The 23,986-nt window shown below is 67.3% G+C and carries 22 protein-coding genes, 2 pseudogenes and 1 riboswitch; of the genes and pseudogenes, 15 read left to right on the forward strand and 9 right to left on the reverse strand.

What is annotated here, in order from left to right; genetic code table 11:
• The first annotated feature begins 367 nt into the window (after positions 1–367).
• The 10 genes and pseudogenes from BHE01S_RS26195 (at position 368) to BHE01S_RS26235 (ending at position 9,783) form a co-directional block, all read left to right on the forward strand.
• Positions 368–2,683, forward strand: coding sequence for a TonB-dependent receptor (locus BHE01S_RS26195; RefSeq protein ID WP_042268949.1), 2,316 nt, complete (start codon positions 368–370; stop codon positions 2,681–2,683).
• A gap of 277 nt (positions 2,684–2,960) precedes the next feature.
• The gene (locus tag BHE01S_RS26200) at positions 2,961–4,949 is read left to right on the forward strand and encodes a sigma-54-dependent Fis family transcriptional regulator (protein WP_042268950.1); all 1,989 of its coding nucleotides are present in this window, start codon (positions 2,961–2,963) and stop codon (positions 4,947–4,949) included.
• A gap of 222 nt (positions 4,950–5,171) precedes the next feature.
• Positions 5,172–5,246: a pyrroloquinoline quinone precursor peptide PqqA gene (gene pqqA, locus BHE01S_RS37130; RefSeq protein ID WP_006410019.1), complete on the forward strand. Its 75-nt coding sequence runs from the start codon at positions 5,172–5,174 to the stop codon at positions 5,244–5,246.
• 127 nt (positions 5,247–5,373) lie between these two features.
• Positions 5,374–5,715: pseudogene (locus tag BHE01S_RS26205) on the forward strand (pyrroloquinoline quinone biosynthesis protein PqqB); the annotation flags it as partial.
• Between the two features lie 2 nt (positions 5,716–5,717).
• Entirely contained in the window at positions 5,718–6,437 is a 720-nt protein-coding gene (gene pqqC / locus BHE01S_RS26210; protein ID WP_042268976.1) for a pyrroloquinoline-quinone synthase PqqC, read from the forward strand.
• A complete protein-coding gene (gene pqqD / locus BHE01S_RS26215) occupies positions 6,434–6,721 on the forward strand; it encodes a pyrroloquinoline quinone biosynthesis peptide chaperone PqqD (RefSeq protein WP_042268952.1) in 288 nt (95 codons plus the stop codon). The genes pqqC and pqqD overlap by 4 nt, the downstream gene beginning before the upstream one ends.
• A gap of 1 nt (position 6,722) precedes the next feature.
• Positions 6,723–7,841, forward strand: a complete 1,119-nt coding sequence (gene pqqE / locus BHE01S_RS26220; protein WP_042268953.1) for a pyrroloquinoline quinone biosynthesis protein PqqE — start codon at positions 6,723–6,725, stop codon at positions 7,839–7,841.
• Positions 7,842–7,854: 13 nt separating this feature from the next.
• Entirely contained in the window at positions 7,855–8,646 is a 792-nt protein-coding gene (locus tag BHE01S_RS36140) for an energy transducer TonB (RefSeq protein ID WP_052406127.1), read from the forward strand.
• 13 nt (positions 8,647–8,659) lie between these two features.
• Entirely contained in the window at positions 8,660–9,358 is a 699-nt protein-coding gene (locus BHE01S_RS26230) for a MotA/TolQ/ExbB proton channel family protein (RefSeq protein WP_042268954.1), read from the forward strand.
• Positions 9,355–9,783, forward strand: coding sequence for an ExbD/TolR family protein (locus BHE01S_RS26235; RefSeq protein WP_042268955.1), 429 nt, complete (start codon positions 9,355–9,357; stop codon positions 9,781–9,783). Before BHE01S_RS26230 ends, BHE01S_RS26235 begins: the two co-directional genes overlap by 4 nt.
• Positions 9,784–9,786: 3 nt before the next feature.
• Here BHE01S_RS26235 and BHE01S_RS26240 read toward each other — a convergent pair whose 3' ends face one another.
• The 3 genes from BHE01S_RS26240 to zwf all read right to left on the reverse strand — a co-directional run bounded on the left by BHE01S_RS26240 (position 9,787) and on the right by zwf (position 13,050).
• Positions 9,787–10,317 (reverse strand): cytochrome b, encoded by a 531-nt coding sequence (locus tag BHE01S_RS26240; protein WP_042268956.1) that lies wholly within the window; start codon positions 10,315–10,317, stop codon positions 9,787–9,789.
• Between the two features lie 224 nt (positions 10,318–10,541).
• Positions 10,542–11,327 (reverse strand): ROK family protein, encoded by a 786-nt coding sequence (locus BHE01S_RS26245; protein ID WP_245639868.1) that lies wholly within the window; start codon positions 11,325–11,327, stop codon positions 10,542–10,544.
• Between the two features lie 115 nt (positions 11,328–11,442).
• A complete protein-coding gene (gene zwf / locus BHE01S_RS26250; protein ID WP_042268957.1) occupies positions 11,443–13,050 on the reverse strand; it encodes a glucose-6-phosphate dehydrogenase in 1,608 nt (535 codons plus the stop codon).
• 161 nt (positions 13,051–13,211) lie between these two features.
• On the opposite strand from zwf, the pseudogene BHE01S_RS26255 reads away from it, so the two are divergent.
• The 4 genes and pseudogenes from BHE01S_RS26255 to BHE01S_RS36145 all read left to right on the forward strand — a co-directional run.
• Positions 13,212–13,465 (forward strand): annotated as a pseudogene (locus BHE01S_RS26255) (dihydroxy-acid dehydratase); the annotation flags it as partial.
• Between the two features lie 116 nt (positions 13,466–13,581).
• A riboswitch (SAM-I-IV-variant riboswitch) is annotated at positions 13,582–13,685 on the forward strand.
• 42 nt (positions 13,686–13,727) lie between these two features.
• The gene (locus tag BHE01S_RS38065) at positions 13,728–14,051 is read left to right on the forward strand and encodes a hypothetical protein (RefSeq protein WP_157025653.1); all 324 of its coding nucleotides are present in this window, start codon (positions 13,728–13,730) and stop codon (positions 14,049–14,051) included.
• Between the two features lie 43 nt (positions 14,052–14,094).
• The gene (locus BHE01S_RS26265; protein WP_042268958.1) at positions 14,095–15,063 is read left to right on the forward strand and encodes an ROK family protein; all 969 of its coding nucleotides are present in this window, start codon (positions 14,095–14,097) and stop codon (positions 15,061–15,063) included.
• A 111-nt stretch (positions 15,064–15,174) separates the two neighbouring features.
• Positions 15,175–15,840: a hypothetical protein gene (locus BHE01S_RS36145; protein ID WP_052406131.1), complete on the forward strand. Its 666-nt coding sequence runs from the start codon at positions 15,175–15,177 to the stop codon at positions 15,838–15,840.
• An 11-nt stretch (positions 15,841–15,851) separates the two neighbouring features.
• On the opposite strand, the gene BHE01S_RS26275 is transcribed toward BHE01S_RS36145, so the two are convergent.
• The 5 genes from BHE01S_RS26275 to BHE01S_RS26295 form a co-directional block, all read right to left on the reverse strand.
• On the reverse strand, positions 15,852–16,949 hold the full coding sequence (locus BHE01S_RS26275; protein WP_042268959.1) for an enolase C-terminal domain-like protein: 1,098 nt from the start codon (positions 16,947–16,949) through the stop codon (positions 15,852–15,854).
• Between the two features lie 19 nt (positions 16,950–16,968).
• On the reverse strand, positions 16,969–19,248 hold the full coding sequence (locus BHE01S_RS26280) for a xanthine dehydrogenase family protein molybdopterin-binding subunit (RefSeq protein WP_042268960.1): 2,280 nt from the start codon (positions 19,246–19,248) through the stop codon (positions 16,969–16,971).
• Positions 19,245–20,276, reverse strand: coding sequence for an FAD binding domain-containing protein (locus BHE01S_RS26285; protein ID WP_042268961.1), 1,032 nt, complete (start codon positions 20,274–20,276; stop codon positions 19,245–19,247). Before BHE01S_RS26285 ends, BHE01S_RS26280 begins: the two co-directional genes overlap by 4 nt.
• Complete coding sequence (locus tag BHE01S_RS26290; RefSeq protein WP_084069242.1) at positions 20,273–20,875, reverse strand: (2Fe-2S)-binding protein; 603 nt, start codon at positions 20,873–20,875, stop codon at positions 20,273–20,275. Before BHE01S_RS26290 ends, BHE01S_RS26285 begins: the two co-directional genes overlap by 4 nt.
• 207 nt (positions 20,876–21,082) lie before the next feature.
• Entirely contained in the window at positions 21,083–22,111 is a 1,029-nt protein-coding gene (locus BHE01S_RS26295; protein WP_245639867.1) for a cation diffusion facilitator family transporter, read from the reverse strand.
• A gap of 192 nt (positions 22,112–22,303) precedes the next feature.
• Between BHE01S_RS26295 and BHE01S_RS26300 the strand changes: the two genes are divergently transcribed.
• The gene (locus BHE01S_RS26300) at positions 22,304–23,128 is read left to right on the forward strand and encodes a CHAD domain-containing protein (RefSeq protein WP_042268963.1); all 825 of its coding nucleotides are present in this window, start codon (positions 22,304–22,306) and stop codon (positions 23,126–23,128) included.
• On the opposite strand, the gene BHE01S_RS26305 is transcribed toward BHE01S_RS26300, so the two are convergent.
• Positions 23,125–23,986 (reverse strand): TolC family protein (locus tag BHE01S_RS26305; RefSeq protein ID WP_157025655.1); only part of this gene is annotated, 862 nt, incomplete at its 5' end. The two genes, BHE01S_RS26300 and BHE01S_RS26305, sit on opposite strands and share 4 nt — an antisense overlap.

Below are 23,986 nucleotides of genomic sequence, written 5' to 3' on the forward strand. Positions count from 1 at the left end.
GCTGCCGTTCTTGCAAGTCGTATGCCATTCGCCGCGAAGCGTTGCGCCACGGGCGTTGCAGCCCGTTGCCCGGCTTCCCGGCGAGGTGCCCCGCGGGTGGCCGATGTGTTGCATTCCGGTACAGGCCGCGGTGAAAAGTGTTGGCGAACGTGACAGTGGGCCGGTGGCGCAACGAGGCGCTGCGAGGTATCGCGCATACCGAGGCGCGCGCGGAGGCACGCGCGCCGCACGGCAAAGGACGCCGCCATGCACGCTGGCACGTTCCTGGCTAGATCACGGCAAAGAGGAGACGGTTGTGTGCGCATCGGTCGGCGTTCGACACTACGGCGTCGAGCGGCACGAGCGCATAAAAAAATGGAGACGAAAGTTGATCCGGGAGAAGGCGGCGGGCGCGAGCCGGGGCAGCGCCAGGCGCGCATATGCGGCGGGCGCGAGCCTCGCACTCGGCGCGCTGTGCGCCGGCGCATCCACACCAGCCGTCGCACAGGCACAAGGCGCAGTGGACAAGAACGCGCCGAGCCCGCCCGTGCTGCCCGCTGTCATGGTGGTCGGCACGACGCCGCTGCTCGGCATCGGCACGCCGCTCGCGGAGGTGCCGGCCAACGTGCAGACCGTGAACGCGCAGGACATCGCGACACAGCACCGCGAAACGCTGACCGACTTCTTCGCCGCGAACCTGCCGGGTGTGAGCGTGACCGACGCCCAGGGCAATCCTTTCCAGATGAACCTCAACTATCGCGGCTTCACGGCCTCGCCGGTCCTTGGCACCCCTCAGGGATTGTCGGTGTTCGTCGACGGCGTGCGCGTGAACGAGCCGTTTGGCGACGTCGTGAACTGGGACCTGATACCGACCGGGGCGATCGACAAGATCCAGCTCATTCCGGGCTCGAATCCTGTCTACGGCCTCAACACGCTGGGCGGTGCCATCGCGATCACGACGAAGAACGGCCGCACGAGCCCCGGCGGCGACATCGATCTTTCGGGCGGCTCATGGGGTCGCAAGAGTGCACAGTTCGAGCAGGGCGGCACATTCGGGCCGCATGTCGACTACTATGCGAACGCGAACATCACGAACGACAACGGCTGGGCCGACCACAACGCGAGCCGCGTGCGCCAGGCGTTCGGCAAGCTGCGCTACGCCGACGACGACACGACGCTCTCGATATCGGGCGGCGGCGCGGACAACCAGTTGTACGGCAGCCAGACCATTCCGCGCTCGTTTCTGGACAATCCGAACCAGGCCTACACGTATCCGGACCTGAATCGCAACAGCGTGGGCTACCTCACGCTCTCGGGAGACCATTTCTTCAACGACAACGTGGAGCTGAGCGGCAACGCCTACTATCGCCATTTGCGCAACGAGAACGTGAGCAGCAACAACAACACGGATTACGGCTCGATCGACGCCGGCGGCAACGTCGACACGCTGCAGGGCACCAACGTCGATTCCATCGTGACGACGGACAGCTTCGGTGCGAGCCTGCAGCTGACGCTGCTCGGCAAGCTGGGCGGCATGGGGAGCCAGCTCGTGGCGGGCGTGGCGGCGGACTTCGCGAACTCGCGCTACGTTTCCTCTTCGCAGGAAGCCGCCTTCACGCCCGAGCGCGCGACAGTCGGGATCGGCGATTTCGTTCAGCAGACCGATGCGAGAACGCGCAACGCGAACTATGGCATCTACCTGAACGAAACGCTCACGATCACGCCACAATGGACGCTCACGCTGTCCGGCCGCTACGACTGGGCGAGTGCGCGCATTGCGGACGAAAGCGGCGTGCAGCCGCTACTCGACGGTTATCACACGTTCTCGCGCTTCAATCCGGCCGTCGGGCTCAACTGGAATCCGCTGCCCGCCGTCACCGTCTACGCGGCCTACAACGAGGGCATGCGGGCGCCAACCGCAATCGAGCTGGCCTGCGCGGACCCGGCTGCGCCATGCTCGCTGCCGAACGACTTCGTGGCCGACCCGGCGCTGCAACCGGTGGTCTCGAAGACGTTCGAGGCCGGTGCGCGCGGTCGCGTCGGCGCGCAGACCACGTGGAGCGCCGCGGCGTTCAGCACCACGCTCGCCAACGACATCGAGTTCGTGAGCGCGGCGGGCAGCACGCAAGGCTATTTTCAGAACGTCGGCAAGACACGCCGCCAGGGTGTCGAGCTGGCGGGTCACACGGCGTTCGGCCCCGTTGGCATCAGCCTGAACTACAGCTATGTGGATGCGACCTACCGCTCGGCATGGACCGAGCAGAGCCCCGCGAATGCTTCGGCGGATGTGCACGGCGTGATCACGGTGCGGCCGGGCGACCACGTGCCCGGCATTCCCGCGCATGCCGTCAAGCTGCGGCTCGACTATGCGGCCACGGCGCAATGGAGCATCGGCACGAACATCACGTGGCGCAGCGGCGTGTATGCGCAAGGCGACGAAAACAATCAGGATGCCAATGGAAAGATCGCGGGTTATGTGCTCGTGGATCTCGACACGCGCTATCGCGTCACGAAACGGCTGGAGGTCTACGCGAACGTGACGAACCTGTTCGACAGGCGCTATGCGAGTTTCGGCGTGCTGGGCCAGAACGTCTTCAACGGGCCCGGTCACACGTTCGACGGTGCGCATCCGGTAAACGAGCCATTCGTTGGACCAGGCGCGCCGCGCGGTTTCTGGGTGGGTCTGCATTACGCCTGGGGTTGAAGGAGGGGCAGAGTGCACGCATCGGGGTGAGTCCGCATTCCTCCATGCGGGCCATTTGCGGTAATACACAGACTGGCGCATCGCCGCGGCACGTGTTACGACCGACGCACGGTGCTTTGCATACGATTCGCTTACACAGCGTGTTGCGCGTCGCGTGCGCGTTCGGTGCAGGCCGGCTGCCTGGAATCGGGAGCCGGATGGCCCGGAGCTTGCTAATAGAGGACACCGAGAAATATCGAAGTGTCCGGCAAGGTACCGGCCAATCGTGGAGGAGAGCATGCGCGACGACGTTCATATGGCCGCGGGGCAAGCGGTCCAGATATCCAATGGCTGGCCCGCACCGGCCATCCGGAAGGCGCACGAGCGCTCGGAGACCTTCGGTCTGCGCGCGACGGCGAGACCGGATTACGATGTGCTTTCGGGCGCGGGGCTCGAGCTCAAGCGCGAGCAGAACCGCGTACTGTGCATGCATGCCACGCCGGTCATGGAGACGCTGCACGAGCAGATCGTCAACACGCAAAGCATGATCGTGCTGACCAATGCCGAAGGATTGATCCTGCATTCGATCGGCGACGACGATTTCCTCCAGCGCGCCGAAAAGGTCGCGCTGCGGCCCGGCGCCAACTGGGCCGAGGACCGCCAGGGCACCAACGCCATCGGCACTGCGCTCGCCGAGCGCTGTGCGATGGTCGTGCACGGCGACCAGCATTACCTCGCGGCGAACCGCTTCCTCACCTGCTCGAGCGTGCCGATCTTCGACCCGTACGGCGACGTGATCGGCGTGCTGGACGTGACGGGCGACCACCGCAGCTATCACCAGCACACCATGGCGCTCGCGCGCATGTCCGTGCAGATGATTGAGAATCATTTGTTTGCCACGACTTTTCAGGAGACGCTGCAGGTCTCGTTTCACGGCCGCCCGGAATTCCTCGGCACGCTCATGGAAGGCATCGCCGCCTTCACGTGCGACGGGCGTTTTCTCTCGGCCAACCGCAGCGCGCAATTTCAGCTCGGCCTCTCGCTCGCCGCGCTGCGCGCCCATACGCTCTCGTCGCTATTCCAGACGACGAGCGCGCAACTCATCGACCGGATGCGCGCGGGGCTGGAATCGCACCTCATGCTCAATCTGGCCAGCGGGGCAGTGGTTTGCGCGCGCGTGCAGGCGAGGCGCGCTACGCTGGCCGAAGGCGCCCGGCCCGCGGTGGTGCACGGCGCGGCTGCGCAACCGGCCGCCTGTACGATGGCGCAGCCGCCTTCCATGGGCCTTTCGCGCCTGAGCTACCTCGACACGGGCGATCCGCAGGTGGCGCTCGTGATCGCGAAGGTTCGCAAGGTGATCGGCAAGGACATTCCGGTTCTCGTGACCGGCGAAACCGGCACGGGCAAGGAGCTGCTCGCCCAGGCCATTCACAACGATTCGCCGCGCCGCGACCAGCCGTTCGTGGCAGTGAATTGCGCGTCGATTCCGGAAACGCTTATTGAATCGGAATTGTTCGGCTACGAGGAGGGCGCCTTTACCGGCGCGCGGCGCAAGGGCGCGGCGGGCAAGCTGCTGCAGGCGAACGGCGGCACGCTGTTTCTCGACGAGATCGGCGACATGCCGTATCCGCTGCAAGTGCGCCTCCTGCGCGTGCTGCAGGAGCGCATGGTCAATCCGCTCGGCTCGACAAAGACTATCCCCGTCGATATCGCGATCATCTGCGCGACGCACCGCGATCTGCGCGAGATGATCGCGCAGAACCGCTTCCGCGAGGACCTGTATTACCGGCTCAACGGCCTCGTGGTGCGCCTGCCGCCGCTGCGCGACCGCACGGATCTCGCGGTCGTGATTCAAAAGCTCCTGCATCGCGAATCGCACGGGCGTGCGAACGCGCAGCCGCTCAGCGTCGCACCGGACGTGATGGCGCTGTTCGAGCGCTGCGCCTGGCCCGGCAACTTCCGGCAGCTCGGCAACCTGCTGCGCACGGCTGCGGCCATGGTCGACGACGACGGCCAGATCCGGCGCGAGCACCTGCCCGACGACTTTTTCGACGATCTGCGCGGCTGCGGCCAGAGCCAGGCATTGCCGCCCGCGCGTGCCCACGCGGAGCCGCTCGTGCCGGAGGACGCGCGCCTCGAAGACGTGACCGCCTCGACCATCGCGGCCACGCTTGCGCGCCATGGCGGCAACGTGTCCGCTGCGGCGCGGGCGCTGGGCGTGTCGCGCAATACCATCTACCGCAAGATGCCCGCCGCCGATCCCGGCCGCGGTCCGGACGGCGCCTGAAGCGCCATTCGCGCGGCCAGGTCCTTCCCTGCTTTCTCCTCTGTCCCACGGGTGTTGCATCCTGTAGCACCCGTGTTCCGAAACGCAACACCCTCTGCCTCGCCCGCGGCACGTGCCGCATCGAGCGAGCGCCGGCTCGCACCGGCATGCCCCTTGCTTTGAAGAGACTGGCCGCACATTCGTTGCGGTATGCAGCCTCAATCTCAAACAAGGAGACATGTCATGCAATGGACCACCCCCGCTTATACCGACCTGCGTTTCGGCTTTGAAATCACGATGTATATCGCCAACCGCTGAGCGCGTGCCAGTGCCGTCCGCGCGGCCCTCAGGCAGCGGCGGGCGGCATGCAGCGAGAACGATCATGAAGATCAGGATACTGGGTTCAGGGGCTGGCGGCGGCTTGCCGCAATGGAACTGCAACTGCGCGAATTGCCGCCGCGCGCGCCAGGCGTGCGGCGATGTGCTGCCGCGCACGCAGTCGTCGATTGCGGTGAGCGGCGACGGCACGTTCCGGACCACTACCGAAATGATCGACCTCGGCCTGTCGACGAAGCACGCGGCCGACATGGGGCATCTCGCGCAGCGCGGCGACGACGGCACGCCGGGCATGATCGACTGGCTCGACACATTGCCGCGCGGCACGCGCAAGGTGCTTACGCATATCAACAACACGAACCCGGTTCTCGACCCGCATTCCGTCGAGCGTGCGCAACTGCGTGCCCATGGCATCGACGTGGCCCACGACGGCATGCAGTTTCAGGTATGACGATGAACGCACCTCTCCCGTTGCCGGACACGCACGCAATACCATGGACTGCGAATGAATTCGAATCGCGTCTTCGTGCGCTCGAATCGCGCTATCACATCCACCATCCGTTTAATCGCATGCTCAACGGCGGCCGGTGTTCGCCCGCGCAGATCCGCGGGTGGGTCGCGAACCGCTTTTACTATCAGATCAACATTCCGCTCAAGGACGCGGCGATCCTTTCGAACTGCCCCGACCGCGCCACGCGTCGCCGCTGGATTCAGCGTCTCACCGACCACGACGGGCAAGGCGGGAACGAAGGCGGCATCGAAGCCTGGGTGCGGCTCGGCGAAGCCGTCGGCGTCGATCGGGACACGATGTGGTCGCAGCGGCTCGTGCTGCCTGGCGTGCGCTTCGCGGTCGATGCCTACGTGAATTTCGCCCGGCGCGCGCCGTGGCAGGAGGGCGTGTGTTCGTCGCTCACCGAAATGTTCGCACCGCAGATTCATCTGGACCGGCTCGCGGGCTGGCCTTCGCATTACCCGTGGATCGAGCCGCAAGGCCTGCAATATTTTCGCAGCCGCGTGCCGCTCGCGCAGCGCGACGTCGAACACGGGCTCGAAGTGACGCTGAGCCATTTCCGCACGCCCGCCGAACAGCAGCGCGCGGTGGAGATCCTGCAGTTCAAGCTCGATATTCTCTGGTCGATCCTCGATGCGGTCGAAAAGGCGTGGCCCATATGAACCCGATAGTGCCCGATGCTGGCAGCGGCGTGCCGCTGCGCCCGCGCTTGCGCGGCATGTACCGTTTGCAGTGGGAGGCGGCCCAGGACGCGTATGTCCTGCTCTACCCCGAAGGGATGGTGCAGCTCAATTCGAGCGCGGGCGAGATACTCGCACGTTGTGACGGCGCGCACGAACTCGACGAGATCATTGGCGAACTGGAGCGGCTTTTCAGCACCTCCGAGCTGGCGCCCGATATCTACCGCTTTCTCGATCACGCGCGGCTGCGCGGCTGGCTCGACTGACATGGCGACCCCAACCGCGGTCCTGCCCAAGCCGCTCTGGCTGCTCGCCGAGCTGACGTACCGCTGCCCGCTGCATTGCGCGTTCTGCTACAACCCCGTGGACTTCGCGCGGCACGGCGAAGAACTCGACACCGAAGCATGGCGCGCGACCATCAGCGCCGCTCGCGAACTGGGCGCGGCGCAGATCGGCTTTTCCGGCGGCGAGCCGCTGCTGCGCGACGACCTGGAAGTGCTCATTGCGCATGCGCGCCAGCTTGGCTTCTATACGAACCTGATTACGTCCGGGATCGGCTTGAACGTCGAGCGCATCGAGCGGCTCAAGACGGCCGGGCTCGATCATATCCAGGTGTCGATGCAGGATTCCACGCGCGAACTCAACGACTTTCTCACGAGCACGCACACGTTCGAACTCAAGCGCAACGTTGCGCGGCTCGTCAAGGCGCATGGCTATCCCATGGTCCTCAACTGCGTGCTGCATCGTTTCAACCTGCCCCACATCGCGCAGATCATCGACATGGCGCTCGAACTGGGCGCCGATTATCTGGAGCTTGCGAACACGCAGTATTACGGCTGGGCCATGCTCAACCGCGATCAGTTGATGCCCACCGCCGAGCAGCTTCGCGAAGCGGAGGAGACCGTGAACCGGTATCGCGCCCGGATCGGCGAGCGCTGCCGCATTCTGTTCGTCGTGCCGGATTACTTCGAACAGCGGCCCAAAGCGTGCATGAGCGGCTGGGGGAGCGTGTTTCTCGGCGTGGCGCCCGATGGGGCGGCGTTGCCTTGCCACGCGGCGCGCTCGCTGCCGGGCCTCGTGTTGCCGAACGTGCGCGATATGCCGCTGCGGCAGATCTGGTACGAGAGCGAAGCGTTCAACGCATTTCGCGGCGACGCCTGGATGCGCGAGCCCTGCCGCAGTTGCGATGAGCGTCACGCCGATCATGGCGGCTGCCGGTGCCAGGCCTACCTGCTGACCGGCGACGCCGACGCGGCGGACCCGGTGTGCTCGAAGTCGCCGCACCACGACCGCATCGCGCAGGCCGTGGCATTCGCAAGACGTCCGACGCGCGACGACGAGCGGCCAATCGTGTTCCGCAGCCGGCAGAACTCGCTCGCGCTTTGAGTGGAGAATCGACATGGCGTCGGTCGTTGCCCGCTTCGATCGCGGTGAGCCTGCGGTATTCGGCCAGCATGCGTTGGGGCGACGCGCCGCAATTGCCACCGTGGTTGCGGGCGTGCTCGCGCTGCATGCCGCGCTGATTGCCGTGGCGCGGTGGGAGGCGCCCGCGTCGCACGTCATGCCGGTGCGCGCGAGGGTTGTGGACGTCGCGCTGATCGCACCGACGGGGCCGATGGGGCCGATCGCGCCGGTGTCGCATGCGAGCGCCGCGCCTGCGCGAACGTCGTCGCCGAGTCCGTCGATTCATGAAGCAATCCGAAGCAATCCGTCGCAGCCGGCTCGAACGCGTCCAGTGGCGCCGGTGCATGCGCAAAACACCGTGCGCACGCCGCCGCCGCTAGCGGCGCCATCGGACGCACGTGCTGCGCCCGAGGCCGCGATGCCATCGGAACGCATAGCCGGCCCGCAGCCGCAACCGCAACCGCAGCCGCAACCCGCGCCCGTCGCCAACGCGCCTGCCGCGGACGCGCCCCACCACGTCGCCCGACTGGACTGCGCGCTCACGAAGCCCGACTACCCCGCGCAGTCCTTGCGCCGCGCCGAGACCGGCACGGCCGTCATCGAACTCGAGACCGCAGCTGACGGCCGCGTGGTCGCCGCACGCGTCGCGACGACCAGCGGCTACGCGAGACTCGACGAAGCGGCGCGCAACGCGGCGCTCGCGAGCCGCTGCCAGCCCTATGCCGGGGACGGCAAGCCAGCGCCGGCGCGCGCCGACGTGCCGTTCACGTTCACCCTCAGCGAATGAAACGGAGGACCTCATGACAACCTATGGAATCGCGCACCTGTGGGCCCAGGGCGATCCGATGACGCGCTTCGTGGCGGCGCTGCTCGTCGCGATGTCGGTCGTGTCGTGGTCGGTGATCGTGTTGAAGGCGTTCGCGTTCGCGCGTCTGCGCCGCCATGCTGGCTGCGCCCAAAGACACTTCCGGGAAGCCGGCGACACAGACGATGGCGCCGCCGCGCTGGGCCGCCCCGGCACGCCGTTCTTCGAGTTGGCCAGCGCCGGCCAGCGCGCGCTGGCGCACCACGTGGCGAGCGGCGCGGCGCACCGGGAGCGCGTCGACTTGAGCGAGTGGCTGCTGCGCAGCCTCAGGGCTTCGGTGAGCGAGAGCTCGGCACGTCTTCAGCGCGGTCTCGGCCTGCTCGCCTCGATCGGCAGCACGGCGCCGTTCGTCGGCCTGCTCGGCACCGTGTGGGGCATCTACCATGCCCTGCTCGCGCTCGGCGCGAGTGGCGACGCCAGTCTCGAACATGTCGCGGGGCCCGTTGGCGAAGCGCTCATCATGACGGCACTCGGACTATGCGTGGCGATTCCCGCCGTGCTTGGCTATCACGCGCTTGCGCGTGTTTCGCGCGATATCGTCGCGCAGCTCAACCGCTTCGCATACGGCGTGCACACGCTGTTGCTCACGGGCAGCGTACCTGCGCCGTGTGCGGCGGTGAAGGAACGGGTATGAACGACGATCGCGATCTGGAAGACGAAGCGATGCCGGCGGCCGACATCAATATGACGCCGCTCATCGACGTGATGCTCGTGCTGCTCGTCATCTTCATGGTGACTTTGCCGGTTCTGCACCATGCCGCGAAGCTGGCGTTGCCGCGCGCGAGCAGTCAGCGTGAGGATCTGGCCGCGCCGCACGTCGATATCGTCGTCGATGCGCTTGGCCACATGAGCTGGAACGCGCAGCCTGTTCAGGACTCCAGCCTGGCGGCGCGGCTCGCAGAAGCCGCGCGGCTCACGCCGCAGCCCGAAATCCGGCTCTCGGCCGATCGCGCCACGCCGTACGGGCGTGTCGCGACGCTGCTCTCGGCGGCGAGTGCCGCAGGACTCGCGAAGGTCGGCTTCGTCACCGAGCCGGACCCGCCGCGGCACGACCCATGACAGTTAGAGCTTCATGCGTTGCAGCACGCGGTCGTTCAGCACGAAACGATGAAAGAGCGCCGCGGCCACGTGCAGGCAGATGAGCGCGAACAGCACCCAGGCGAGCACGCCGTGGACGTCCCCCATGGCGTGCCCGAACGACGACCCAGCAGGGGAGAGCGCAGGCAGGGGGATGGCGCCGAACAGCGTGACGTCCCACGCGCGCGACGAGGCGTTGATCCATCCGAGCACGGGCACGGCGATGAGCAGGGCGTAGAGGGCGCCATGCGTGAGTATCGCCACGGCGCGCATGAATGGCGTCTGGTCGTCGGGCGGCGGACGATGGGTGGCGCGCCAGACCAGGCGGCACGCCATGGCGGCAAGGAGCGCCGTGCCGACGCCCAGATGCCACGCAATTTCGCCAACGGGGCGCGTATCGCGGTGCACGTCGGGCATGGTCCAGCCAATCACGAACTGCGCCGCGACGAGTGCGACGACGAGCCAGTGAAGCAGGCGCGCAACGAGGTCGTAGCGCGAATCGGCGGTGATTTGCATGGACACTCCCTTCTCAGCAATGGTCGGTTGAAAGTGGTGATTCTAGCGTGCCGAGATTAACGGATCATTAACTGCGCGGCTTGCGGGCCCCCTTAAAGCCAGGTCCTCCCTTGCCGCGCGTTCGGCTCCTGCGCCAGCGCGTCGAACTCGGGGATCCCGTCCAGGTGTTCGAGCACGCCCTCGCGCGAGCCGAGCGCGAACCGTTCCCGCCGCGCAGGGTCCCGCTAGCGGAATTTGCCCGCGCGCTGCGTGGCTGCGGGCAACTGCCGCGTTTCGCGCACCGAACGCGGGTGCCACAGGCGCGCGCCGCCCTCGATGCCCCGGTCGTTCGGCACGGTCGCCACCTTGGGCGGCAGATCGAACGCGAGGCGGGCCGCGTTGCCGCCGCCTATCCACAGCTTGTCGTAGTGCACGAGCGAGTCGAGTATGCCGATGATCTTCTCGACGCGCGCGTTCCAGCGCTTGTTGCCGGCCTTGCTGCGCGCGGCGTCGCCGATGTACTCGTCGTATGCGCGCTTCTTGCTGACCGGATGATGTGCGAGTTCCAGGTGCGGCATCAGTTCGCCGTCACGGAACATGGCCGTGCCCACGCCCGTGCCGAGCGTCATCACGAATTCGAGGCCTTGCCCTTCGATCGCGGCGAGGCCCTGCATTTCCGCGTCGTTGATCATGCGCACCGACGCAATGCCGAGGCGCTCGCCGAGCATCTGGGCGAGCGGCACGTCGTTCCAGTCGTCGGGGCCGAGATGCGGTGCCGTGATGACGTGATTGTTGCGCACGAAACCAGGAAAGCCGATCGAAACGTGCGTGGCAGGATACGGTTCAAGCAGCGGTTCGACGAGCGTCGCGAGCGTTTCGACCAGCAGGGCGGGTGGGCACGGATGCGGCGTCGCCACGCGCACGCGTTGCGTGCGCATCACGCCGTTCTCGTCGATGATCGCGGCCTTCAGGCCCGTTCCGCCTACGTCGATGGCGAGAATATTTTTGATGTCCTGCGAGGCGCGCGTCACACTTGCCGCGTGCTTAACAGCATTTTTTACAGGGTTTTTCACAGCGCTTTTCCTGACGGCTTGTTCGATTTTGGCCATACGTTCTCCTTGGCTGTCTGGTTCACTTCTTTATGGCTTACGTCGGCGCGAGTGCCCGCCACGCCCGGCCGTCGCGCGCGAGCAGTGCATCCGCCTGCGCCGGGCCTGCGCTGCCGGCGGCGTAGTCGTACACGGGAAGCGCCGCGTCGAGTTCAGGGTGCAATACGCCATCCACCGTCGACCATGCCGCTTCTATGCCGTCGGCGCGCTGGAAGAGCGTCTGGTCGCCGAGCATGCAATCGTAGAGCAGGGTTTCGTAGCCGACGTTGGCACGCTCTGCGAAGAAGTCGTCATAGTCGAACGACGATTGCACCGAGCCGATCTGCACGACCGGCCCCGGCGTCTTCACGTTGAAGTCGAAGCTCGCGCCATGCGACGGATCGATGCGCAGCGTCAGCACGTTGGGCGTGAGCGTCTCGACTGGCGTGTCGCGAAAGAGGAGAAACGGCACGCTCTTCAACTGCACCGAAATCTCCGTGCGACGCGCGGCGAGGCGCTTGCCGGTACGCAGATAGAACGGCACGCCCGCCCAGCGCCAGTTGTCGATCTGCACGCGCGCGGCGGCATAGGTTTCGGTGCGGCTGTCCTGCGCCACGTCCGGTTCCTGGCGGTAGCCCGCGCCCGCCGGACCTTTTGCGTATTGACCGAACACCACGTCGTCCGGCGTGAGCGGCTTGAGCGCTTCGAAGATTTCGGCCTTGTTGTTGCGCACGGCTTCGGCGTCGAACGAGTTGGGCGGCTCCATCGCGACCATGCCGAGCAGCTGGAACAGATGGTTGGGCACCATGTCGCGAAACGCGCCGGTCTGCTCGTAGAACTTGCCGCGGCCTTCCACGCCGATCACTTCCGAAGCGGTGATCTGCACGCTGTCGATGTACTCGCGCCGCCAGACCGGCTCGAACATGGCATTGGCGAAGCGCAGCGCGAGAATGCTCTGCACCGTGTCCTTGCCGAGGAAATGGTCGATGCGATAGACCTGCGATTCCTTCGCGACGCTCAGCACATGCTGGTTCAAGTCGCGCGCCGAAGCGAGATCGGCGCCGAAGGGCTTTTCGATCACGATGCGGCGGAACGTGCCGTTGCTGTCGCTGCCCTCCTCGAGCAGCCCGGCCTTGCCGAGACGTTCGATAATCGGCTTGAAAAAGCGCGCGCCCACGGCGAGGTAGAACACGACGTTGCCGTGCGGCTTGCCGTTCAACTGCTGCGCGAGCCGCTCAAACGTGCTGTCGTCCCCGAATTCGCCCGGCATGTAGGTGAGGCGCTGCGCGACCCACTCCCAGGCCTTGTCGTCGAGCTTGCCCGCGTGGAAGGTGCTTGCCTTGTCGGCGGCGAATTTTTCGAGCGAGGCGTGCAGCTCGGCTGCCCACGCCTTCGTCTCGCGCTCGCCATGATTCACGCCGATGATCTTCATGCCGTCGTCGAGCAGGCGGTCGACGGCCAGGTTGTAGAGCGCCGGCATCAAGAGGCGTTTGGTCAGATCACCGCCCGCGCCGAAGATCACGAGCGTGCAGGGCGGCGCGGGATGCTTGCCGGCGGGCGAGGCGGGGGCGGCCGGTGCGCCGTGCGGATGCGCAGGCACCTTTGCGCTGGGGGCCGTGCGGGATGCCTCGTTGGAAGCATCGGGTTGGGTCGGTTTCGTCGACATGATTTCGCTTCAGAGGGCCGAAACAAATATAGCGAGCAAATCCGGTACCTTGAGTGACCGAGTTTGCGCGCATTCGGTTCAATCCGCCCAATGAAGGCTTTTTGTAATATTTTGGGTGCGCAGATCCGGTTGCCTGCCATGCCGCCGATTGTGCGATTCGCAGTACCCTCGGCGGCCCGCTTGCGATGTCCGCAGCGGCGACCGCATCCGCCTGAGCGTGGCCAACCGCGAGATTGCCTTGCTCGTGGACGACGCAGAACTGCAGCGCCGCGCGCAGGCGAATCCGGTGACCGCGCCCACGGCAAGCCGCGGTTATCACAGGCTCTTTCTGGACACCGTGACCCAGGCAGACAAGGGCGCCGATTTCGATTCCCTCAGGGCGGCCGAAACGCGCGGCGCCATCCCCAGGAAGTAGCCTGAGGCCGCAAAGCCGGGCACGAAGTTGCGTGCGGCCGCACAGCTTGCCCGGCGTTTCGGTTCCGGTATAATGAAAGCTCGTTCGAAATATCGAACAAGCGTAACCAAGCAGTAGCACAGCATCCAGAGTCGGACTGACCGACGCCAACCTGCCCTCCCGGGCAAGGTGGAAGCCCTCGAGGCGATGCGGCCGATTTACGGCAACGAAACGGGAACAGCCTGGCTGGCACCGGTTCGATCAACCTTCCTCCGGAGCCACCATGCATCAAGCTATCCCCGTCCCCTCCTCGCCGACCGTTTGTGAAGACCTGTCGCACTGCCTTCCCGGCTTCACGCTGACTCACACCGTTCATCTGGTGTCCGGACTGGATCTCGGCGTCGTTTCTACCGCCGCTGGCGTGCTCGACGGCGAACAGGTGGTCGTCGACCGATGGGCCGTGACCCGCTTCGGCGACGTGCTCGAGCAAAAAATCGTCTTTGGCGACATGACCGAAAAGCGGGCGGCCCGGCTGCGCGAACAGCTCGCGGCCGTCGACGGCGTGTTGCGCGCGAAAATAGAGCATCATTTCGTTCGCGCCCGCTGAGACCGCAGGCTGGCGTCGCCGCTGCATTTGACGAGGAGCCAGGGTGCCAGACACCAGCGTTGAACAAGGGCAACACCCACGCGTCTTTGTCGCGGACATCGGCGGCTCATCCATCAGGCTCGGCGTATCGGATGCGCCAGGCAGCGTGCGCCTGGTCGAAAGCGTGCCGACACCCGTCGACAATTGGGAGGCCTTTGGCGCGACACTCGAAGCCCTCGCCGCCCGCCATATCGGCGAGACCGGTTCGCCTCTCGTCATCTCGATGGCGGGGGCGATCGATCCCGCAAGCGGCGTGATTTGCGCTTCCAACGTCCCTTGCGTCTCGGGCCGCATGCTCGGCGCGGAGTTGTCCTCCCGGCTTCGGCGGCGCATCCGCATGGCAAACGACGCAGCCTGCCTCGCATTGGCCGAGGCCGTCGAGGGCGCGGGTGCGGGCCACGATGTCGTGTTTTGCGTGGTGCTGGGCTCCGGTGTCGGCGGCGCACTCGTCGTGGGGGGCCGCGTGGTTGGCGGCGCGAGCGGCATCGCGGGCGAGTGGGGCCACGGGCTGCCCGTTGGCACATCCGTCGAGTTCGACGGCATGGGCCACGCGCAGCCCGTGAGCGCATTGCGTTGCGGCTGCGGGCGCCTCGGCTGCGTCGACACCATTGGCGGGGCACGCGGGCTGGAACGGCTCAATACACTCCTGAACGACGAACAGAAAGATAGCCACACCCTTCTCGACGACTGGCAGCGAGGCGGCGAGCGCGCGCGGCGCACCGTTTCCGCCTGGCTCGCGCTGGTATCGGAGCCGCTCGCAGCCGTCATCAACATTACAGGCGCATCGGTCGTCCCGGTTTGCGGCGGCCTTGCAGATGTGGCCCCATTGATCGACGCGCTGGATGCGGCAGTGCGCAAGCGCACGCTGCGGGAGTTTCGCGAACGCGTCGTGGTCCCGGGCGTGTTCAGGCGTGACGGTGGACTCATCGGCGCGGCCATCGTTGCGAGGCAGGACGACGCGCGGGAACCGTAATGCGCCGCGATCGCCCGCGCAGGAAAAATGGGTTTCCGACGCCTAAAATAATCTGTACGGCCAACCGGCTATCGGTCAGCGTATCGGTCAGCGGCTATCGGGGTAAGCATCATGAAAGCGCGTGAATTGTGCAGATTCGTGCTCGTGCTCGTGGCGCTATGCAGCAGCGCCGCGGCGAACGCGGGTAGAGGCGGTGGCTGGGTGCACGGCGGCGGCGGCGGGGGGTGGGGCGGCTATGGCGGCGTGAATCATGGCAGCGGCTGGAGCGGCGGCTACCACGGGGGCTATAACGGCGGCGGCTGGTATCACGGCGGTTATTACCACGGCGGCTACTATCATGGCGGGTACTACCACGGCGGGTACTACCACGGCTACGGCTGGTACCACGGCGGCTACTATCACGGCTGGTATGGCTGCTGCGGTTCGGCGAGCGTCGGCTTCTACTTCGGCCCCGGCTTCATCTACGGCTATCCGTTCTATCCGTACTACTATCCGCCGTACATCGCGAGCGTCTACTATCCCTACGTCTCCGGCGACTTCTCGCAGCCCACGCAATGGATCGAACAAGGCCAGGCCCAGGTTGAGCCCCAGTACGGCGGCGCCAATGTGTACGATCAAAACGAGCAGTATGGACAAGGCGGCGGACAAGGCGGCCAGGGCGGCGAGGCGCCATACGGCGTCTGGTACTACTGCGTCGCGTCGCAGACCTACTACCCGTATGTGCGGACCTGTCCAGGCGGCTGGCAGCAGGTGCCCGCGCGGCCACCCGACAGTTGAGTGACGGCGCGTCAGCGCACCGCGTAGCGTTCGGCGTCGGCGTGCCGGAAGGTCAGGCCGTGGCCGCTGCGCGCAAGGTCGGGCGCGATATGCCCTGCGCTCACGCGCGGCGCGCCTTCGAACAGCATGGCCTCGATGCGCGCATGATCGTGAAACCACTCGATATGCACGAGGCGCCGCGCCGCGCACGCCGCGTGCAGATGCAGCGCCGGCGCGCAATGCGCCGAGAGCGGCGTATGCCACGTATCGCACAGCGCATCGGCCTGCAGAAAACCGGTGATGCCGCAACAGCGCGTGGCGTCGGCCTGCAGCACGTCCACGGCATGAGTCTCCAGCAGCGCGCGCAAGTCGTCTGCCGTGTAGGCATACTCGCCCGCCGCGAGCGCCATGCGCGCGGGCAGGGCGGCGCGCAGCGCCGCCAGGCCGCGGCGGTCGTCCGAGGAGACCGGTTCTTCGAACCACTGAACGTCCTCTTGCGCGTAGCACTGCGCGAGCCGCTGCGCCTCCTTGATCTCATACGCGCCGTTGGCATCGACGAAGAGGCCCGCCTTGCTGCCTATCGCCTGGCGTGCCGCCGCCACGCGCGCCGGATCGTCGGCGGGGTGGGAGCCGACTTTCATCTTGACCCACGCACAACCGTCGTCCTCGACCCAGCCGCGCAACTGCTTCGTGAGCGTTTTCAGGTCGTAGCTCGTGAAGCCGCCGCTGCCGTACACCGGCACGCGCTCGCGCTGCATGCCGAGCAGCGCGCATAGCGGGATGCCGAGCGCCTTCGCCTTGAGGTCCCAGAGCGCGGCATCGACGGCGGAAATGGCGCAGGCCGCGAGGCCCGGCCGGCCGATGTTGCGCACGGCCCGTTGCATTTCGAGGTTGATGCGTGCGATGTCGAAGAGGTCGTACTGGCGCACGGCGTCGCCGAGCACGCTCTCCACGAGCGCCGCGGCGGCCGCATGCGCATAGGTATAGCCCACGCCGGTGAAGCCAGGCGCGTCGATTTCGACCACCACGAGCGTGGTGGAACGCCAGGCGATGGTGCCGTCCGCTTCGGGGTGGTCGGTGGGGATCGTGTAGGCGCGCGCTTCGAGGCGGGTTACCCGGGTGGCGTTCATGATGTCTCGCGCGTGCGGCTCACAGCAGCTTGTCGAGCGTGACCGGAAGATCGCGCACGCGCTTGCCCGTGGCGTTGTAGATCGCGTTCGCCACGGCGGCGGCCACGCCCACCACGCCGATCTCGCCCACGCCCTTCGCGCCGAGCGGGTTCACCACGTCGTCGTGCTCGTCCACGAACAGCACGTCGATCTCGCCGATGTCGCGATTCACCGGCACGTGATATTCCGCAAGGTTGTGGTTCATGACGCGCCCGAGCGTATGGTCGAATTGCGCCTGCTCGTGCAGCGCCATGCCGATGCCCCATACCACGCCGCCGGCGATCTGGTTCGCGGCCGTCTTCGGGTTGACGATGCGGCCCGCCGCGACCGCGCTCACCACGCGCGCCACGCGCACCACGCCGAGCGTCTCGTCCACGCGCACTTCGGCGAACACGGCCGAATGCGTCGCCATGGAATACTGCTTCTGGCGCGACTCGGGCTCGAGCGTGACCTGCGCTTCGAGCGTTTTCATGCCCGCGTCGGCGAGCACGTCGGCAATCCGGGCGCGCGTTTCGGGCCGGCCGGCGCTCTCGCGCAACCTCGCCTCGCCGTCCTCGATCACGAGCGCTTCGTCCAGCATGGCGGGGTCGAGATTGGCGAACGCCACGCCGCCGTGCGCGGGCAGCAGTTGCGCGAGGCGCGAGCGCAGCTGCGTGCAGGCAAGCGATGCGGCGCTGCCCACCGAAGCCACGGTCCACGAGCCGCCCTCGATCGGTGCGCTCGGCAACGACGTGTCGCCGAGCGTGAACGCCACGTCGTCGATGGCCATGTGCAGGGCGTCGGCGGCGATCTGCGAAATGGCGGTGTAGGTGCCGGTGCCGATATCCGCCGTGGCGCTGGCGAGTTCGAGCCGCCCTTGCGCATCGAGCACTGCGCGCACGGTCGCTTCGGTCTGCAACGCCTCCCAGATGCCCGTGGCCATGCCGTAGCCAACCAGCTCGTGGCCCTCGCGCATGGCGCGCGGCGTCGCAATGCGCGCGCCCCAGCCAAAACGCTCGGCGCCCTGCGCGTAGCAGTCGAGCAGCGCCTTGCTCGAATAAGGCAGCTGCTTGTTCGCGTCTTCGTCGGCGTAATTGCGGATGCGCAGTTCGAGCGGGTCCATATCGAGCGCGACGGCCAGTTCGTCCATGGCGCATTCGAGCGCGTAGAGGCCTTGCGCGGCACCGGGCGCGCGCATGTCGAGGGGCGTGTACACGTCGAGCCGCCCCAGCTTGTAGCCGAGCTGGACGTTCGGCGCGCGATAGAGCCGTCCCGCCCAGTTGACGACCACGTCGGTGAAGTCTTCGAACTGCGAAGTTTCTCCCACGGCTTCGTGGATGATCGCGTCCAGGCGGCCGTCGCGCTGCGCGGCGAGCGCAACGTGCTGGATCGAGGCGGGCCGGTGCCCGAAGGTGAACATCTGCGCGCGCGTGAGCACCACGCGCACGGGCAGACGCAGCGCGCGCGCCGCCATCATCGCGAGCGGCAGATGATATTGCGGGCGCAGGCCGGAGCCGAACGCGCCGCCCACAAACGGCGAAATCACCCGCACGCGGTTCTGCGGCAGGCCGAATACCTTCACCAGGTACTGCTGAGTATTGCTCACACCCTGGGTTTTCTCGTAGACGGTGTAGCGCCCGTCGGCGGATGGCACGACGGTGCAGCCGTGCATCTCCATCGGCTGATGAAATTCCGTGGGCGTGCTGTAAAACGCATCCGTGCGTGCATGGGCTCGCGCGTGCGCCCGGTACGCGTGGCCGCGCGGTGCAGGCGGAGGCTCGAAGCCGCCCTTCTCAGTCGAGGGGTTGACCGCCTGCTTCAGAACGCGGGCCAGCTCGGTCTGATGCGCTTCGCTGCGGTACCGCACGCGCACGAGCGAAGCGGCGTAGTGCGCGAGTTCGGGCGTTTGCGCCACCACGAGCGCGACGGGCTGGCCCGCGAAGGCGACGTGCGCGCCGGCGAGCGGGCGAAACGGCGTGCCGCCCGGCGCGACCTGATCCTTCCAGGCCGCGTCGTCTTCGGCGAGCGTCGGGCGGTTCTCGTGCGTGAGCACGTGCAGCACGCCTGGCAGCGCGAGCGCCGCCGACGCGTCGATGGCGACGATCTTGCCGCGCGCAATCGTGGCGTTGACGACTGCGCCGTGCACGAGCCCCGTGGCCGTGAATTCGGCGGCGTAGCGCGCAGCGCCCGTGACCTTGCTGCGGCCGTCCACGCGCGAGAGCGGCGCGCCGATGCGTGCTACGGGAGCGGCGACGCGACGAGATTCATAGGCGGTGCTCATGCTGATTCCTCCCCGGAGTCTTCTGCGCCAGCGCCTTCGGCTCGGGGCGCCAGCGCCTGTTCGAATGCGCGCACGATCGCGCGCCGCGCGAGGTCCACCTTGAACGCATTGCCGGGACGCGGGTCGGCGTGCGCGACCACGGCGTCGGCGTAGCGTTCGATGGCGCGCGTATCGTCGATGGCGTGGCCGATCAGCCGCTGCTCCGCTTCGCGATCGCGCCAGGGCTTGTGCGCGACGCCGCCCAGCGCGCAGCCCAGCGCGCGCATCACGCCGTCTTCCACGCGCACGCCGAGCGCGACCGAAACGAGCGCGAACGCATACGACTGACGATCGCGCAGCTTCAGATAAGTGAAGTGCTGCGCATAGCCCTCGCGCGGCAATTCGACGGCGGTGATGAGTTCCTCGTCGGCGAGCGTCGTTTCGCGGTGCGGCGTGTGGCCAGGCAGGCGGTGCAGGCTGTCGAAGGGCAGCGTGCGCGTGCCGCGCCGGCCCGCCAGGTGCAGTGTGGCGTCGAGCGCTTCGAGGGCGACGCACAGGTCCGACGGATGCGTGGCGATGCAGTGTTCGCTCGCGCCGAAGATCGCGTGCATGCGGTTCACGCCATCGAGCGCGGCGCAGCCGGTGCCCGGCGCGCGCTTGTTGCAGCACGTGGCGGGGTCGTAAAAGTAGAGGCAGCGTGTGCGCTGGAGCAGATTGCCGCCCACGGTCGCCGCGTTGCGGATCTGCGCGGATGCGCCGGCGAGCAGCGCCTGTGCGAGCAGCGGATAGCGCCCGGTCACGTGCGCGTCCCATGCCAGCGCGCTATTGGTCACCAGCGCGCCGATGCGCAGGCCGCCGCCTTTCGTGGCCTCGATGTCGCGCAGCGGCAGCCGCGTGATGTCGATGATCGCCGCGGGGCGCATGACGTCCTCGCGCATGAGATCGACGAGATTCGTGCCGCCGGCGAGGAATTCGGCGCCGGGGATGACCGAGTGCAGGCGCACGGCGTCGGCCACGCTCTTCGCGCGCGCGTACGAGAAGCGGTTCATGGCTTGTCTCCTTGTTCCTGTGCGCCACTGGCGAGGTCCTGCGCGCGGCGCACGCTTTCCACGGCGTTCGCGATGTTCACATAAGCCCCGCAGCGGCACAGATTGCCGCTCATCTGCTCGCGCACGTCGTCGCGGCAACGCGCGTGGCCTTCGGCGAGCAGTCCCACGGCCGAGCAGATCTGGCCCGGCGTGCAGTAGCCGCACTGAAACGCATCGTGGTCGATGAAGGCCTGCTGCACGGGGTGCAGCGTATCGTCCTGCGCGAGTCCTTCGATCGTCGTGATCTCCGCGCCGTCGTGCGACACGGCGAGCGCGAGACACGCGTTGATGCGCACACCATTGACGAGCACCGTGCATGCGCCGCACTGGCCGTGGTCGCAACCTTTCTTCGTGCCGGTGAGATGAAGCTGCTCGCGCAGGAGGTCGAGCAGGCTGGTCCAGGGTTCGACGCGCAGCACATGGCGCGCGCCGTTGATCGTGAGTTCGAGCGGCACGGCTTCGGGCGGGCTCACGGTCTCGCTGCGAAGATGCGTATCATCATCGTGCTTCGCCTTTGCGTCGTGCGCGCGCGGCGCGCGGTTGCGGGTGGCTGTGTGCATGACGGCCTCGTTGTCAGGGCGGGTTGGTCTGGGTGGTCGATCGGGCTCGGCGGGCTCCATGGGCGGGAATGGCCCCATACGCTGGGCCGCGCGGGGTGCGACCACGCTGTGCGCAATGCGCTTGCCTGGTCGTTTTGGGAGCGTGCGATTGCGCTCTCGATTGCGCCCTCGAATGGGCCGGCACACGACCGCGCGAAGGCTCGAGCCCTATAGCGGATGCTCGCCATGCTCACGCAGTTCAGGCTCGAAAAACACCCATCGCACCGCGGGAAACGCCTCCCGCAAGGCATTTTCGACACGGTCGATAATGCGCACCAGTTCGACTGCGTCGCAGCGCTCGGCAAGTTCGGCCTGCACGGCTACGAGCAGGTTGTCCGACCAGCGCAGCACCACGAGACTCACCACGCGGCCGATCTCGGGGCGCGCATCGAGCCACGCGCGCATGGCACCGCGCACGCTCGCGCGCGCCGCTTCGCCAACGATCAGCGACTTGATCTCGCGTAGCGCGAACACGGCCGTCGCCATCATCACGGCGCCCACGCCTATGCTGCCGAGCGCGTCGAAGCCCGCCCAGCCCGTGAGGGCGGCGAGGCCCGTGCCGGCAATCGAGACGAAGAGGCTCACGAGCGCGGCGGCGTCCTCGCCGATCGAGAGCATGTTCTCCAGTTCGCCCGTCTCGCGAAACCAGCGCCACAGCCCGCCCGCGCGGCGCCGCCGGTCGATGGAGCGGATCGATGCGCGCAACGCGCTGCCCTCGACGAGCGCGGAAACGACCAGCACGCCCAGGGCGATCTGCACATGATCCACGCTGCTGTGATGCCAGAGCCGCCATGCGCCGATGGCCATCGAGACCAGGCCGCCCACGAAGAAGAACTGCAGCGCGACGAGCATGGCGTAGAAGTGCGTCTCGCGGCCAAAGCCCAGCGGATGCTGTTCGTCGGGGCGGTTGCGGGCCGCGCGCCGGCCCGCGATCAGCAGAAGCTGGTTCAGGCAGTCGGCGCTGGAGTGGGCGGCCTCGGCAAACGTCGCGCCCGAATTCGTATAGGCCGCGGCGGCGAACTTGCACAGCGCCACCACGACATTCGACGCGAGCGCGTAGTAGACGGCGCGCGGGACCGTGGCGCTCGCCAGATGAGGCGCGCCGCGCTCCATCAGAATCTCGGGATTGCGCGCACCGCGCCGGTCGACAGGGGCGCACGCCCGGGCCGTGCCGCAACGTCCATTGCCTTGAACCACGCAGCCATACTGTGCTCCCGTACACGGGGTCCTTATTGCGAGCGGGCGAGCAAACCGCGTGCCGTGGGCGCGCAGGGACGCGCAGGGGCGCGCGTGGCCGGCGCGATCTGGACGGCACATCGCTTGCGCGACAGGCCGGTGGCGCAGACGCGGGCGGTGCCGGCGTGAGCGCGTGCGGGAGGGGCAAAGCAAATGGACGAGTCAGGCACACGAGCGAAGAAACCTGCGCGCAGCGACGCGCAATCGCAGTTCTCGCGCTATGCGCAGCCGCTGGTGAGCGAGGCGCTTGCGCGTGTCGCCGCGCTGGATGCCGAGCACGAGACGCTGCACGCGCTGCGCGTCGCCTTGCGGCGGCTGCGCACGCTGTTGTGGGCGTGGCGGCCGCTGCTCGGGCGTGCGCGGGTCGAACCGCAGCGCGCGTTTTTCAAGCGTGCGGCGTCGGCCGCGGGCGAGGCGCGCGATTGGGACATTGCCCTCTCGCTGCTGGGCGCGGACGGGGCGCTCGCGAACGAGGGACTCGTATCGGCACGGCGGGCGGCCGGAGAGCATGCCCAGCAGACGCTGCGCGCCACCGATCTCAAGCACGCGCTGCGCGACATGCTGCATGAGCTGAACCGCGTGCTGAACACCTCGCCACGACGCACGCCGCTCAAGCGCCTCGCGCGCGAACGCGTGCGAGTGGCGCGCAGGTCGCTGGCGCGGCGCATGCGGCGAGCGCGCCGCGCGAAACGCCGCGATTACGCCGCCTGGCACGAGGTGCGCAAGGGCGCGAAGCGGCTGCGTTATCTGCTGGAATTCTTCGGATCGGTACTGCCGCGCCGCGAAAGCCGGCGCGTGAAGTCGCTCAAGAAGCTGCAGGATCGTTTCGGCAAGCTAAACGATGCGGTGGCGAGCGAGCGCCTGATCGCGCAGCATCGCGAGATCTTCCCGGACACCGCGCAGGCCGATGCCGCGCTTTCGACGCTGCGTCGCGAACGTCGGAGGCGTCGGCGTAAGGCGGCGAAGCTGCTCGATTAGGGCACCGGCGAAGAAGCGGACGAGGCGATCGGCCCCGCTTGCTCCCACCCGCCGCCCAGCGCCTTATACAGTGCAACGAGATCCGTGCACACCTGCAATTGCGCTTGCTGTGCGCTCTGCTCGGCGCTGCTCGATTGCCGCTGCGCGTCGAGCACAGTGCTGCGATAGTCGAGCGCGGCTTCGACCTGCTGGAGCTTCGAAAGCCGCAAGTTGGACACGAGCGCGCCGCCCTGGAACACGGGCAGCGAAACGCTCGGCCCCCACGACCAGAAGAGGCTCGCCCAGTGCGCGAGATCGTGCGGCGAAGTCGCGCGCGTGCCGATTTGCCCGGTGAGCGAGATGTCGGGATAGAACTGCGCCACGGCCACGGCCACGGCCACGGCCACGGCCACGGCCACGGCCACGCCCACGTTGGCCGTGGCAGCGTGCAGCGAAGCCTCGGCGCGGCGGATGTCGTGGCGGCGGCGCGCGAGCGTGGCGGGCAGCCCGACCGGCACCGTGGGCGGCGTGAGTTCGGCGTCGAGCGCACCCGGCGCTTCGCCCACCAGCACCGCGAGCGCGTTGAGCGACTGCGCGATCTGCTGATCGTATTGCCGCAGCAACGCCTCGGTCTGCGTGCGTTCAGCATCGGCACGCGCCTCCTCGTACTGCGCGGGGAACTGCACGCGCGCGATGTCGAGCTGCGCCTGCGCGGAAAGCAACTGGGCCTGCGCGAGGCCCAGCTGCGCGCGCGCCTCGTCGATCTGGGCCGCATAGTCGCGCAGGTCGATCTGGACCATCAGGTCGCCTTTGTGCACATAGATGTTGTCGTCGACGTTGAGCTGCGTCACGTAGCGAACGCCGCCCGTCGCCTCTGAC

Source organism: Paraburkholderia heleia NBRC 101817 (assembly GCF_000739775.1).
GTDB lineage: Bacteria > Pseudomonadota > Gammaproteobacteria > Burkholderiales > Burkholderiaceae > Paraburkholderia > Paraburkholderia heleia.

Bases quoted from the DNA above. Each gene is read 5' to 3' on its own strand.
- BHE01S_RS26200 (WP_042268950.1), top strand. From the start codon at position 2,961: ATGCGCGACGACGTTCATATGGCCGCGGGGCAAGCGGTCCAGATATCC.
- pqqC (WP_042268976.1), top strand. From the start codon at position 5,718: ATGAACGCACCTCTCCCGTTGCCGGACACGCACGCAATACCATGGACT.
- pqqD (WP_042268952.1), top strand. From the start codon at position 6,434: ATGAACCCGATAGTGCCCGATGCTGGCAGCGGCGTGCCGCTGCGCCCG.
- pqqE (WP_042268953.1), top strand. From the start codon at position 6,723: ATGGCGACCCCAACCGCGGTCCTGCCCAAGCCGCTCTGGCTGCTCGCC.
- BHE01S_RS36140 (WP_052406127.1), top strand. From the start codon at position 7,855: ATGGCGTCGGTCGTTGCCCGCTTCGATCGCGGTGAGCCTGCGGTATTC.
- BHE01S_RS26230 (WP_042268954.1), top strand. From the start codon at position 8,660: ATGACAACCTATGGAATCGCGCACCTGTGGGCCCAGGGCGATCCGATG.
- BHE01S_RS26235 (WP_042268955.1), top strand. From the start codon at position 9,355: ATGAACGACGATCGCGATCTGGAAGACGAAGCGATGCCGGCGGCCGAC.
- BHE01S_RS26240 (WP_042268956.1), bottom strand. From the start codon at position 10,317: ATGCAAATCACCGCCGATTCGCGCTACGACCTCGTTGCGCGCCTGCTT.
- zwf (WP_042268957.1), bottom strand. From the start codon at position 13,050: ATGTCGACGAAACCGACCCAACCCGATGCTTCCAACGAGGCATCCCGC.
- BHE01S_RS38065 (WP_157025653.1), top strand. From the start codon at position 13,728: ATGCATCAAGCTATCCCCGTCCCCTCCTCGCCGACCGTTTGTGAAGAC.
- BHE01S_RS36145 (WP_052406131.1), top strand. From the start codon at position 15,175: ATGAAAGCGCGTGAATTGTGCAGATTCGTGCTCGTGCTCGTGGCGCTA.
- BHE01S_RS26275 (WP_042268959.1), bottom strand. From the start codon at position 16,949: ATGAACGCCACCCGGGTAACCCGCCTCGAAGCGCGCGCCTACACGATC.
- BHE01S_RS26280 (WP_042268960.1), bottom strand. From the start codon at position 19,248: ATGAGCACCGCCTATGAATCTCGTCGCGTCGCCGCTCCCGTAGCACGC.
- BHE01S_RS26285 (WP_042268961.1), bottom strand. From the start codon at position 20,276: ATGAACCGCTTCTCGTACGCGCGCGCGAAGAGCGTGGCCGACGCCGTG.
- BHE01S_RS26290 (WP_084069242.1), bottom strand. From the start codon at position 20,875: ATGCACACAGCCACCCGCAACCGCGCGCCGCGCGCGCACGACGCAAAG.
- BHE01S_RS26300 (WP_042268963.1), top strand. From the start codon at position 22,304: ATGGACGAGTCAGGCACACGAGCGAAGAAACCTGCGCGCAGCGACGCG.